Genomic DNA, 11,566 nt, shown 5'->3' with positions numbered 1-11,566 from the left:
AAGGAAAAGTTTCCCGGAAACGAGAAAAAATGAATTTTTTCTATGAGGAGGAGGCATTATGCCGTTACTAGATAGCTTTACCGTTGACCACACTCGTATGGCTGCACCCGCCGTTCGGGTTGCTAAAACCATGAAAACCCCTCATGGCGACAATATCACGGTATTTGACCTGCGTTTCTGTCGTCCGAACATCGAGGTCATGCCGGAGCGTGGCATTCATACTCTAGAACACCTGTTTGCCGGCTTCATGCGGGATCATTTAAACGGTGATGGCGTTGAAATTATCGATATTTCTCCGATGGGATGCCGTACTGGTTTCTACATGAGCCTGATCGGTACGCCGGATGAGCAGCGTGTTGCAGATTCCTGGAAAGCCGCGATGTCTGACGTCCTGAAAGTGACCGACCAGCGTAAAATCCCTGAGCTGAATGAATACCAGTGCGGCACCTATGATATGCATTCACTGGAGGAAGCACAGGAAATCGCCCAGCACATTGTGGATCATGATATCGGGATCAACCAAAATGACGATCTGGCGTTGCCGAAAGATAAACTGGCTGAGTTACATATCTAGTTTATTGGGTATGGGCAGGTAAAAGACCACCTCTAGAGAGGGGGTAACGCCTACAGTAAAAAAGAGAGCCGAAAGTTGGCTCTCTTTTTTATGCTCGTGAAGGGGGTTAGACCGCGAGAAAGTGCTGTATAACTCGGCTGCCAAAGTAGGAAAGTGTTAGCATCAGTGCACCAATTAAGCTAAACCAGACAACGCGCCGACCTCGCCAGCCTTCATGGTAATGCCCCCAGAGCAACAGAATATAGATGAACCAGGCAAACAGGGAGAATACAGCCTTGTGCAGGTTCTCTTTGTTATCGATGAGGTTGTCCATATAGAACAAGCCGGTACAGAGCGTCAGCGTGAGCAGGATGACGCCAATCTGCGTGATGTGAAACATCTTACGTTCAATGCTCATCAACGGCGGCATGTCAGCAGCAAACCCTAGCTTTTTGTTCTTGAGCAGATAATCAAGCCAGGCAAGCTGGAGCCCATAAAGTGCCGCAATCAGCAAGGTTGCATAGGAAAAAAGTGCCAGGCCGATATGGATCATCAAACCCGGTGACGCTTCCAGATGCGTAATAAATTCACTCGGCATGAAGCTGGCAAAGGCCAAATTGATCAGCGCAAAGGTATAGACGATAGGGAGAATAAACCAGCCGCGATCGCGGGCTGCGACAATCGTCATAACTGTACAGATGATGAGGCTGACAAGCGAACCGATATTCAACAGGCTAAGGTTTTGACCTGCCTGAACATCGAAAATGCGTTGATAGAGCGCCACTGCATGGCAGATTAGCGCAGCGCTGGCCGAGAGTATTGCCAGCCGACGATATGCACTGTTCTTGCGCAGCAGACTGGGGATAATCAGTCCGAGGCTGAGTGTGTAGGCGGCAAGCGCCACAATAGCGAAAACAGACATACAAATAGGTTATTAAATATCAACTAGGTAAAATAGATAATCAGTATAGCGTTAGTCGCCGTGGGTACCAACAGTTCTCCGTCAGCAGCGCTGAGATCGTTCTCGCTTTTGTGTATAATCTCTTCCATTCGTGTCGCGCTGGCGGCCTGTCTTACGTTGAGCATGAGATATGTTTGAAAATTTAACCGATCGACTCTCGCGCACATTGCGCAATATCAGCGGCCGCGGGCGGTTGACTGAAGAAAACATTAAAGAAACGCTGCGTGAAGTACGTATGGCATTGCTGGAAGCCGACGTAGCGTTACCTGTGGTGCGTGATTTTATCAATCGTGTAAAAGAACGTGCTGTTGGGCATGACGTCAACAAAAGCCTGACGCCGGGACAAGAGTTCGTCAAGATTGTTAAAAACGAACTTGTCAGCGCAATGGGCGAAATCAACGCCGAGCTGAACCTTGCTGCTCAGCCTCCAGCGGTTGTTCTGATGGCGGGTCTACAAGGTGCAGGTAAAACGACCAGCGTGGGCAAGCTGGGTAAATTTCTGCGTGAAAAGCAGAAGAAAAAAGTGCTGGTGGTTTCTGCTGACGTCTATCGCCCTGCGGCGATTAAACAGTTGGAAACGCTGGCACAGCAGGTGGGTGTCGATTTCTTCCCGTCAGATGCGCAGGAGAAGCCGCTTGCTATCGTAGAACGTGCGTTACAACACGCCAAGTTGAAATTCTACGATGTCCTGTTGGTCGATACCGCCGGCCGTCTCCACGTTGATGACGCGATGATGGACGAAATCAAGCAGGTTCATGCGGCGATTAAACCAGTTGAAACGCTGTTTGTGGTTGATGCCATGACGGGGCAGGATGCTGCGAATACGGCGAAAGCGTTTAATGAAGCACTACCGCTGACCGGTGTGATCCTCACCAAAGTTGATGGTGATGCCCGCGGCGGTGCGGCGTTATCTATCCGCCATATTACTGGCAAGCCGATTAAATTCCTTGGCGTCGGCGAAAAAACCGAAGCGTTGGAGCCGTTCTACCCCGATCGTATCGCATCACGCATTCTCGGCATGGGCGATGTGCTTTCACTGATTGAAGATATTGAAAGCAAGGTTGATCGTACACAGGCAGAGACGCTAGCGAAGAAGCTGAAGAAAGGCGATGGGTTTGATTTGACCGATTTCCTGGATCAGCTTAAGCAAATGCGCAACATGGGCGGCATGGCGAGCATGATGAGTAAAATGCCCGGCATGGGCCAACTGCCTGATAATGTTAAATCACAAATGGATGACAAGGTACTGGTACGTATGGAGGCGATCATTAATTCGATGACGATTCAGGAACGTGCTAAACCAGAGATCATCAAAGGCTCGCGTAAACGCCGTATCGCGCAGGGTTCAGGCATGCAGGTGCAGGACGTGAACCGTCTTCTGAAACAATTTGATGATATGCAGCGAATGATGAAGAAGATGAAAAACGGCGGTCTGGCGAAAATGATGCGCGGTATGAAAGGGATGATGCCACCTGGATTCCCGGGGCGTTAATCACTGAAATCGATGGTGCAGAGAAACTCTTGGCGAGATTATACGCTTTAGATTGCTTTTTGCGCCAAAATGAGTAAAATTTTCGGGCTTTTTATATGACATACTGGGCTCCGTTCCTCGATGGGGCCCGGTTGTTTTATTCACTAAAGAGGATGTTATGGTAACAATTCGTTTGGCACGTGGCGGCGCGAAAAAACGCCCCTTCTATCAAGTAGTCGTGACCGATAGCCGCAATGCGCGTGATGGTCGTTTCATCGAACGCGTAGGTTTCTTCAACCCAATCGCAACTGGTCAAGCAGAAGCACTGCGTTTGGATCTGGACCGTATCGAGCATTGGCTTGGTCTGGGTGCAACTGTGTCTGATCGCGTATCTTCGCTGATCAAAGACGCTAAAAAAGCAGCATAATCTGTTGCGGTGGTGATAATGAGCAATCAACTTAGCCCAAAACCTCCTGTTAACCCGATTGTGATGGGGAAAATTGGGTCGGCATATGGCATCCGAGGTTGGCTCAGAGTGTTTTCATCCACCGAAGATGCCGATAGCATTTTTGATTATCAACCTTGGTTCATCCAGAGTAAAAGCGGTTGGCAGCTTGTCGAGATTGAAGGCTGGAAGTATCACAATCAGGATCTGATCATCAAAGTGAAAGGTGCTGATGACCGTGATGCGGCTAATTTACTGACCAATTGTGAAATTGTCGTAGATTCGTCACAACTGCCCGATCTGGGCGTAGGTGATTATTACTGGAAAGATCTTATTGGCTGTCAGGTCGTGACCGTAACGGGTTATGAGTTGGGTAAAATCATCGACATGATGGAAACCGGCTCGAACGATGTGATGGTGATAAAGGCTAACCTGAAAGATGCCTTCGGGGTCAAGGAGCGACTGGTCCCGTTCCTCACCGAACAGGTTGTTAAGCGCGTCGACCTTTCTGCTCAAACTATTGAAGTAGATTGGGATCCTGGTTTTTGAACTCTGAATCGACCAGTAGTACCCAGCGGAACGAGACTATGTGGATTGGGGTGATTAGCCTGTTTCCAGAGATGTTCCGGGCAATTACTGATTTCGGAGTCACTGGCCGGGCAGTTAAAAATGGCCTGCTGAACGTACAGTATTGGAGTCCTCGCGATTTCACTTACGATCGGCATCGCACCGTGGACGACAGGCCTTATGGCGGCGGCCCCGGAATGCTGATGATGGTGCAACCTTTACGGGATGCGATCCACGCAGCAAAAGCAGCGGCAGGCGAAGGCGCGAGAGTGATTTATTTATCACCTCAGGGCCGTAAATTAGATCAGCAAGGCGTACGTCAACTCGCTACGAACCAGAAGATGATTCTGGTCTGTGGACGGTACGAAGGGATTGATGAGCGCGTAATTAAAACCGAGATCGATGAAGAATGGTCTATAGGGGATTACGTACTCAGCGGTGGGGAACTGCCAGCGATGACCCTGATTGACTCCGTCGCCCGCTTTATACCGGGCGTTCTGGGACATCAGGCTTCAGCAGAAGAAGATTCTTTTGCCGATGGATTGCTGGATTGTCCTCATTTCACTCGCCCTGAAATACTAGAAAGCATGGACGTTCCGGCAGTATTACTGTCTGGCAACCATGCGGAAATACGTCGCTGGCGATTGAAGCAGTCGCTTGGCCGAACCTGGCTTAGAAGACCTGAACTTCTGAAAAGCCTAGCTCTGACTGACGAGCAAACAAGGTTGCTGGCTGAATTCCAACGTGAATATCAGTCTGAGCAACAAGAGTATTAGGTGGTTACGCCAGTTTACTGTGCGAACCCAACTATCAGTTTACCTAGGGTAAGAGACATATTATGAGCAACATTATTAAACAAATCGAAGACGAACAAATGAAGCAGGACGTACCTGCATTTCGTCCGGGTGATTCCGTAGAAGTGAAGGTATGGGTTGTTGAAGGCAGCAAAAAACGTCTGCAGGCATTCGAGGGCGTGGTTATCGCTATTCGTAACCGCGGTCTGCATTCTGCATTCACTGTTCGCAAAATTTCTAACGGCGAAGGCGTGGAGCGTGTATTCCAGACTCACTCTCCAGTTATTGACAGCATCGCTGTTAAACGTCGTGGTGCCGTGCGTAAAGCCAAACTGTACTACCTGCGTGAGCGTACTGGTAAGTCTGCTCGTATCAAAGAGCGTCTTAGCTAAGATAGCGCTTTCGCAACATCCGAAAGTTGTTATGAATAAGGGTTTAGCCAAAGGCTAAGCCCTTTTTTTTCGCTTGATTGCAGTAAAAAGCCCACCATCTTGGTGGGCTTAGCTTTCCCTGGTGCCATCATTATTGTTTGAATTTCAGTATCATGATGACATTAGATGTGGTTATTTTATAAACGTTTATACAGATCAATTTTTCAATATTGATCGGTTATGACGATCAACGTATCGCGTTGGTGTCGATTTTCTACTCTGTTCAGAACGGCTTGTTAGCGATGACTGTTGGGTACATGTGCATACGATCGTTAATAAACTGAATATCTGTGAATCCTGCCAGCTCTAACTGCGACTGTGTTTGTTTGTGGGTACGAAATGCTGTCCATGTTGCGCCAATAATACGTGAGAAAAGTACATATTGAAGTGCTAGCAATTTCGGGTCAGAGTTTGTCCATGGGGAGTCTTGCGACTGCATTGGTGGAGGTGTCATAAAGCTGGTTATCAGTGTGCCTCCTGGCTTCAATCCAGAGTAGAACACGCGGTAAAGCTCGGTGACTTTGTCATCATCTTGCTCATAAACATTGAGTCCATTACTGGTAATCACATCGGCTTGTGCTGCTAAATCAATTGTCCAGGCATCAGCAAGAACTAACGATATCTGATTTTCTAACCCTTGCTGACTGGCAAGTTTGTAAGCTTCTTCCAGCGCTTGTTTATCCAGATCGATTCCGATTAATTTCACATCTCGATGCCGCGCATAGTCCAGTAGCAATAAATCTGCCATGACGCCGCAGGGAACGGATACCATGACGGCGTTGGGGCGTAAGAGCTCTTGAAGCAGGCGTTGGAAAATACCGAATCGTTCGCGTGTCGCCAAAACGCTGGGTAACTGCGTGTAGATGATTTCTTCGAGCGGGTTATCATAGTGATCTGGCTGATGTGCTATCACATTATGCGTCCAGTACGCATTTAACCCATGATGTTTTAGTAAAAACTGGCCTAGCTCAAGGTGGGAAAAGGCGTCCAGAAGCGCCAACTGTTCTTCTACGGAAATTCCAAGGTGATCGCCTGACTCGAGAATTTTGTTCTTTACCGCAGCGACCTGTTCATCATGGCTTTCCTTTGATGAGGCATCGTGTGACAAGAGTCTTGGGCTGTTATTCAGAGACAGGTTATGAGGCTTGTTTGAACCGGACATGTGAGCACTCCATAATATCAATCGCTATCAGGAATAATGGGATTAACTCGCTGTGATCTATGCTCTTTTGTTATCCCAGTATCAGGTTGTTAGTAACTTAAAGTGATTATTTGATGAGGCGATAATAGTTGCGAGGTATGTCTGGCGTATTTCTATGAGAGTACTAAAGTGAGTTGAATTGTTACCAGATGCGATGAGCCATAGCTTTCTGTCAGCTACGTTGCGTATTAGTATGGATCATCGTTATTCAGAAGGATGTTAAGGTAGATTCTGTTGCCAGTGGGTTCGCAGTGTCTCCGCCGCCTCTACGCCATCGCAGCTGGCGGGAAAATTTTTCCCTGCTTTCCCCCATTCTTCCATGTTATCTGCACGGCAAAAAGCCAATTGCCCAGCTTGATAACCACGCAGGTAGGTTTCACGCTCGACCTGTGGATTACCAAACCATTCCTGTAAGGTGCCGTCGTCTTTTACGACCATGCCAGAGGTCGCATCCTGATAGCCTGCTTCATACCAGAATCCTGACTCGTTTTTAGCCGGTAGCGACGGTGTGTTGCTTTGGCACGCTGTCATTAAAAGAATTACAGCCAAGACATAACTGTATTTCATCATCAAACCTTCAATATTTGCGGCCATTGGCCTGAATGAACATCGTTATCAGGCGATGCCCAGCTTTTCTTTCAGTAGCTTGAGGTAGCGACGACTGACGGGGATGTGTTTTCCCGTATGTGTCAGCACTTCTGCTGCGCCGTTCTCCATGAGCTGGATTTCTTTCAGTTGCTCCGTGTTAACCATATATTGACGATGGCAACGGACAAAAGGCGTTTTCTCTTCCAGCGTTTTCAGTGAAAGTTGAGTGTAGCCAGACTGGCTGACGCCCACTACGTGCACGCCACTGAGTTCCGAACAAAGATACTCGACTTCCTCAATCTTGAGCAAAAAAATACGATTGTGTCCGTTACAGGGAATATGGCGAAGCAAGGGTTCTGAAATTACCTGTACGTTTTTATTTACACTCGTGCCGCGACGTAAACGATTTAGCGTTTTGCTTAGCCGCTTTGCATCCAGTGGTTTAAGTAAATAGTCAAAAGCATGTTCTTCAAATGCTCTCACCGCGTACTCATCATAGGCTGTCACGAAGACGACGTATGGCATATTTTCTGGATTCAACATGGCAACCAACTCTAATCCGCTGACCTTTGGCATCTGTATATCCAGGAAAATCACATCCGGTTGCAGTCTGTGAATGGCCGGTATTGCCTCCAGCGCATTGCTGCACTGTGCAATGATGGTGATATCAGATTCATTTTCCAATAGCAGGCTGAGCTCTTCGCGTGCCAGCTGTTCGTCATCGATGATTATGGCTTTCAGCATCCTTCCCCCTTGTTGGCTGATTCTACCACTATTCATGTCAGGGATTAGCATGGTTGCGTTGGGAAGTTATAAGGCATGCATATATCTTTTTTCTGGCAATATTTAGGGTGGTAATTTTTTATTTACACCAAGTGGATTGAAATCTTTACGGTTCATGTTATGGTGTAAACATCACGCGTAGATAGGTTGTACAGACAGTAGGTTGTATAGACGATCGCGAACATACCGAACTTTTCAGGAATGGGATCATGCAAAAAGATTCGCTTAATAATATTAATATCAGTGCAGAACAGGTTTTGATTACTCCCGATGAATTGAAAGCCAAGTTTCCGCTTAACGACGTGGAGCAACGCGACATTGCGCAAGCGAGAGCGACCATTGCGGACATCATTCATGGCCGTGATGACCGGTTATTGATCGTCTGCGGACCTTGCTCTATTCATGATATAGATGCAGCGCTGGAATATGCGCGCCGCTTGCAGTCGCTTGCCGCTGAATTGAACGATCGTCTCTACATTGTGATGCGCGTTTATTTTGAAAAGCCACGTACAACAGTGGGTTGGAAAGGGCTCATCAACGATCCATTCATGGATGGTTCATTTGATGTGGAATCTGGGTTGCACATCGCTCGTGGGCTGCTTCTGCAACTGGTGAATATGGGGCTGCCGCTGGCGACAGAAGCGCTTGATCCGAACAGTCCGCAGTACCTGGGCGATCTATTTAGCTGGTCAGCTATCGGCGCACGTACGACTGAATCACAAACGCACCGTGAGATGGCTTCTGGCCTGTCGATGCCTGTTGGGTTCAAAAACGGAACGGATGGCAGTCTGGGAACGGCGATCAATGCGATGAGAGCTGCCGCGATGCCACATCGCTTCGTCGGTATCAATCAAACTGGGCAAGTTTGTCTGCTGCAAACGCAGGGGAATGGTGATGGCCATGTGATTCTGCGCGGTGGTAAAACCCCAAACTACAGTGCACAGGATGTCGCCGAATGTGAAAAACAGATGCAGGAAGCAGGACTGAGACCTGCGCTGATGATAGATTGTAGCCACGGTAATTCGAATAAAGACTACCGCCGTCAGCCACTGGTTGTTGAATCTGCGATTGAACAAATCAAGGCGGGAAATCGTTCGATTATAGGACTGATGCTGGAAAGCCACCTTAACGAGGGGAGCCAGTCTTCAGAACAACCACGTTCAGATATGCGCTACGGTGTATCAGTCACGGATGCTTGTATCAGTTGGGAAAGTACAGAAACGTTGCTGCGTTCCGTTCATCAAGATCTGAGTGCCGCACGTGTGAAACATTCAGGAGAGTAATAAGATATGGTAGCTGAACTGACCGCATTACGTGATCAGATAGATGAGGTAGATAAGGAGCTTGTCGCGCTCTTATCACGTCGGTTGCGTTTGGTGGCGGAAGTGGGTGAAGTGAAAAGCCGCTATGGTTTGCCCATTTATGCGCCCGATCGTGAAGCGGCCATGCTCAGCTCACGTCGTAACGAGGCGGCGTCGATGGGGGTTCCACCGGATCTTATTGAAGATATCCTGCGGCGCACCATGCGCGAATCCTATTCCAGCGAAAACGACAAAGGTTTTAAAACGCTGTGTCCACAATTGCGTCCGGTCGTCATCATTGGTGGCCGTGGTCAAATGGGCAATTTGTTTGAGAAGATGCTGACGCTATCGGGATATCAGGTGAGGATCCTGGAGCAAGATGACTGGCCGCGCGCTGATGAGCTGTTGTCTGATGCAGGTATGGTGATTGTCAGCGTGCCGATTCACGTTACCGAACAGGTTATTGCCAGTCTGCCTATCTTGCCGGATGACTGTATTCTGGTCGATCTGGCATCGGTAAAAAATGGCCCGCTTCAGGCGATGCTGGCGGCGCATAATGGTCCGGTACTCGGTTTGCACCCTATGTTTGGGCCAGACAGCGGCAGCCTTGCCAAACAGGTTGTCGTTTATTGCGATGGCCGACAGCCGGAGGCCTATCAGTGGTTACTGGAACAGATTCAGGTATGGGGCGCGCGTCTGCATCGCATTAGCGCAGTTGAACACGATCAGAACATGATGTTCATTCAAGCGCTGCGCCACTTCGCTACATTTGCCTATGGCCTGCATTTAGCGGAAGAGAATGTGCAGCTTGAACAGCTATTAGCACTGTCATCGCCAATCTATCGATTGGAATTGATCATGGTTGGTAGGTTGTTTGCGCAGGATCCGCAGCTTTATGCCGACATTATTATGTCTTCAGAGGATAATTTGGCGTTGATTAAGCGTTACTACAAACGTTTTGGCGAAGCCATTGAGTTACTGGAGCAAACAGATAAAGCGGAATTTATTAGCAGCTTCAAAAAAGTTGAACACTGGTTCGGCGATTATGCCAAGCGTTTTCAGGCGGAGAGCCGAGTGCTTTTACGTCAGGCAAACGACATTCGCCAATAAGTACGTTTGAGCGTTGAACTACATTTGTTCTTTGAGTCGTGCTTGAGAGGCCATCCTGATATTTATCAGGATGGCTTTTTCAATTATTCGTTCACATCGACTATTCGTTTACATCAACAGGTACGACGTTTTCACTGGGGTAGCAGCCTAACACTTTTAACGAGCGGGTAATGGGCGCTAATCCTTTTAGTGCTTTCTGCATGGCATCGCCGCGCAGATTGGCCTGCACATCAAGATAGAACATCTCTTCCCACGGGTTGCCGTTGATCGGTCTGGATTCGAGCTTGGTCATGACAATGCCGTTATCACGCAATACCAACAGTGCTTCCACCAGTGCACCTGATTGTTGGCCTGTTGCCATAATCAATGTGGTTTTCGCAGGTACTTGCTCGGTCACATCAATCGGTTTACGCGCTAATACAATAAAGCGTGTGATGTTTTGCGATTGATTTGCCAGATTGTGTTCCAGCATTTGAAGTTGATAAAGTTGACCACCGGCTTCGCTGCCAAGTGCCGCTGCTTTTGGTGAGTTGAGCGCCGCGACTTTTTCCATCGCAGCAGCGGTGCTCTCACAATATTCAATCTTCCAGTGCGGAAAACGATTGATGAAATGGCTGCACTGCTGGAATGGCTGAGGATGGCTATAAACCGTTTCGATTTGTGCCAATGACGTATCGGTGGCTACGAGGACGCAGTGATTTATCGGGTTGGTTAATTCGCCGACGATGGATAAACTCGTGTGTTGCAGCAGATCGTAAACGTCGTTGATCGAACCGGAGCTGGTGTTTTCAATGGGGAGAACGGCATAGTCAGCTTGCCCTGTTTCCACCATGTTGAAAATATCCTGAAATTTCTGGCAACCGCACTCAATAAATTGCTCGAAATGCCGCGCGCTATATTGGCGGGCTGCGAGATGGGAATAAGACCCTTTCGGACCGAGAAATGCAACGCGGGCAGAGTGCGATGTTGTTTGGTTGAGGTGATGCTGTAAGAGTGCCTGCTGCGTCAGTACCGAATCTTCAATGATGAGTTGAAATAAGCGAGTGATGTAGTGACCATCAAGATGATGTTTTTTCCCTGCTGCTGTCAGCTTGTCCAGCAAATCACGTTCACGCTCTTTGTCACGGATTGGGCGATGCGAATGCAACTTGCTGCGGGCAACGCCCAACGCGAGTTCTCGCCTTTGTGCCAACAGTTCAATTAATTGCAGATCCAATGCGCTGATGCGTTCTCGCAGTACCAGTAATGGGTTGTCTGTCATGATGCTATTACCTGTCTTATGTTCTTATATAAAAAAAGCCTCCTTGTCAGGAGGTTTTTTTGTTCGTCTTCGTATTCTTGCTCTTACGACGAATCGCCTC

13 protein-coding genes and 1 other annotated feature (1 of these 14 running past the window's edge) are annotated in these 11,566 nt (G+C 48.2%); of the genes, 8 read left to right on the top strand and 5 right to left on the bottom strand.

The genetic code is table 11. The annotated features are described in order from the left end of the window. The first annotated feature begins 58 nt into the window (after window positions 1-58). Entirely contained in the window at window positions 59-574 is a 516-nt protein-coding gene (luxS, locus tag GZ59_RS16345; RefSeq protein ID WP_039293204.1) for an S-ribosylhomocysteine lyase, read from the top strand. A gap of 106 nt (window positions 575-680) precedes the next feature. On the opposite strand, the gene GZ59_RS16340 is transcribed toward luxS, so the two are convergent. Then, complete coding sequence (locus GZ59_RS16340; protein WP_011094874.1) at window positions 681-1,475, bottom strand: cytochrome C assembly family protein; 795 nt, start codon at window positions 1,473-1,475, stop codon at window positions 681-683. A gap of 169 nt (window positions 1,476-1,644) precedes the next feature. On the opposite strand from GZ59_RS16340, the gene ffh reads away from it, so the two are divergent. The 5 genes from ffh to rplS all read left to right on the top strand — a co-directional run bounded on the left by ffh (window position 1,645) and on the right by rplS (window position 5,183). Further along, window positions 1,645-3,006 carry a signal recognition particle protein gene (gene ffh / locus GZ59_RS16335; protein ID WP_011094873.1) on the top strand — a complete coding sequence of 454 codons (1,362 nt, stop codon included), beginning with the start codon at window positions 1,645-1,647 and terminating at the stop codon, window positions 3,004-3,006. A 157-nt stretch (window positions 3,007-3,163) separates the two neighbouring features. Continuing rightward, window positions 3,164-3,412, top strand: coding sequence for a 30S ribosomal protein S16 (gene rpsP / locus GZ59_RS16330; protein WP_011094872.1), 249 nt, complete (start codon window positions 3,164-3,166; stop codon window positions 3,410-3,412). An 18-nt stretch (window positions 3,413-3,430) separates the two neighbouring features. Further along, window positions 3,431-3,979: a ribosome maturation factor RimM gene (gene rimM, locus GZ59_RS16325; RefSeq protein ID WP_011094871.1), complete on the top strand. Its 549-nt coding sequence runs from the start codon at window positions 3,431-3,433 to the stop codon at window positions 3,977-3,979. A 38-nt stretch (window positions 3,980-4,017) separates the two neighbouring features. Continuing rightward, window positions 4,018-4,773 (top strand): tRNA (guanosine(37)-N1)-methyltransferase TrmD, encoded by a 756-nt coding sequence (gene trmD, locus GZ59_RS16320; RefSeq protein WP_011094870.1) that lies wholly within the window; start codon window positions 4,018-4,020, stop codon window positions 4,771-4,773. A 62-nt stretch (window positions 4,774-4,835) separates the two neighbouring features. Further along, window positions 4,836-5,183, top strand: a complete 348-nt coding sequence (gene rplS / locus GZ59_RS16315) for a 50S ribosomal protein L19 (protein WP_011094869.1) — start codon at window positions 4,836-4,838, stop codon at window positions 5,181-5,183. A gap of 262 nt (window positions 5,184-5,445) precedes the next feature. On the opposite strand, the gene GZ59_RS16310 is transcribed toward rplS, so the two are convergent. From GZ59_RS16310 to btsR, 3 genes are all read right to left on the bottom strand, one after another. Continuing rightward, window positions 5,446-6,384, bottom strand: coding sequence for an SAM-dependent methyltransferase (locus GZ59_RS16310; protein WP_011094868.1), 939 nt, complete (start codon window positions 6,382-6,384; stop codon window positions 5,446-5,448). Window positions 6,385-6,642: 258 nt separating this feature from the next. Further along, complete coding sequence (locus GZ59_RS16305; protein ID WP_039295176.1) at window positions 6,643-6,990, bottom strand: DUF2799 domain-containing protein; 348 nt, start codon at window positions 6,988-6,990, stop codon at window positions 6,643-6,645. A gap of 48 nt (window positions 6,991-7,038) precedes the next feature. Beyond that, window positions 7,039-7,755, bottom strand: coding sequence for a two-component system response regulator BtsR (gene btsR, locus GZ59_RS16300; protein ID WP_011094866.1), 717 nt, complete (start codon window positions 7,753-7,755; stop codon window positions 7,039-7,041). Between the two features lie 248 nt (window positions 7,756-8,003). On the opposite strand from btsR, the gene GZ59_RS16295 reads away from it, so the two are divergent. Both GZ59_RS16295 and tyrA read left to right on the top strand, forming a co-directional pair. After that, window positions 8,004-9,077 carry a 3-deoxy-7-phosphoheptulonate synthase gene (locus GZ59_RS16295; protein WP_039293198.1) on the top strand — a complete coding sequence of 358 codons (1,074 nt, stop codon included), beginning with the start codon at window positions 8,004-8,006 and terminating at the stop codon, window positions 9,075-9,077. Between the two features lie 6 nt (window positions 9,078-9,083). Next, window positions 9,084-10,205 carry a bifunctional chorismate mutase/prephenate dehydrogenase gene (gene tyrA, locus GZ59_RS16290; protein WP_011094864.1) on the top strand — a complete coding sequence of 374 codons (1,122 nt, stop codon included), beginning with the start codon at window positions 9,084-9,086 and terminating at the stop codon, window positions 10,203-10,205. A 100-nt stretch (window positions 10,206-10,305) separates the two neighbouring features. Here the strand turns inward: tyrA and pheA are convergent, their stop codons facing one another. Beyond that, window positions 10,306-11,466, bottom strand: a complete 1,161-nt coding sequence (gene pheA, locus GZ59_RS16285) for a bifunctional chorismate mutase/prephenate dehydratase (protein ID WP_011094863.1) — start codon at window positions 11,464-11,466, stop codon at window positions 10,306-10,308. 28 nt (window positions 11,467-11,494) lie between these two features. Further along, window positions 11,495-11,566: a sequence feature (Phe leader region), on the bottom strand (it continues 54 nt past the right edge of the window).

Origin of the sequence: Pectobacterium atrosepticum (genome assembly GCF_000740965.1) — a bacterium.
In the GTDB taxonomy this organism is placed as follows: Bacteria; Pseudomonadota; Gammaproteobacteria; order Enterobacterales; family Enterobacteriaceae; genus Pectobacterium; species Pectobacterium atrosepticum.
Note: the sequence above shows the minus strand (reverse complement) of the source record. Positions and strands in the feature narration are given on the sequence as shown.

Coding starts and splice junctions, on each gene's coding strand:
- rpsP (WP_011094872.1), top strand. CDS start 3,164: ATGGTAACAATTCGTTTGGCACGTGGCGGCGCGAAAAAACGCCCCTTC.
- GZ59_RS16340 (WP_011094874.1), bottom strand. CDS start 1,475: ATGTCTGTTTTCGCTATTGTGGCGCTTGCCGCCTACACACTCAGCCTC.
- GZ59_RS16305 (WP_039295176.1), bottom strand. CDS start 6,990: ATGAAATACAGTTATGTCTTGGCTGTAATTCTTTTAATGACAGCGTGC.
- btsR (WP_011094866.1), bottom strand. CDS start 7,755: ATGCTGAAAGCCATAATCATCGATGACGAACAGCTGGCACGCGAAGAG.
- tyrA (WP_011094864.1), top strand. CDS start 9,084: ATGGTAGCTGAACTGACCGCATTACGTGATCAGATAGATGAGGTAGAT.
- pheA (WP_011094863.1), bottom strand. CDS start 11,466: ATGACAGACAACCCATTACTGGTACTGCGAGAACGCATCAGCGCATTG.
- luxS (WP_039293204.1), top strand. CDS start 59: ATGCCGTTACTAGATAGCTTTACCGTTGACCACACTCGTATGGCTGCA.
- GZ59_RS16295 (WP_039293198.1), top strand. CDS start 8,004: ATGCAAAAAGATTCGCTTAATAATATTAATATCAGTGCAGAACAGGTT.
- GZ59_RS16310 (WP_011094868.1), bottom strand. CDS start 6,384: ATGTCCGGTTCAAACAAGCCTCATAACCTGTCTCTGAATAACAGCCCA.
- trmD (WP_011094870.1), top strand. CDS start 4,018: ATGTGGATTGGGGTGATTAGCCTGTTTCCAGAGATGTTCCGGGCAATT.
- rplS (WP_011094869.1), top strand. CDS start 4,836: ATGAGCAACATTATTAAACAAATCGAAGACGAACAAATGAAGCAGGAC.
- ffh (WP_011094873.1), top strand. CDS start 1,645: ATGTTTGAAAATTTAACCGATCGACTCTCGCGCACATTGCGCAATATC.
- rimM (WP_011094871.1), top strand. CDS start 3,431: ATGAGCAATCAACTTAGCCCAAAACCTCCTGTTAACCCGATTGTGATG.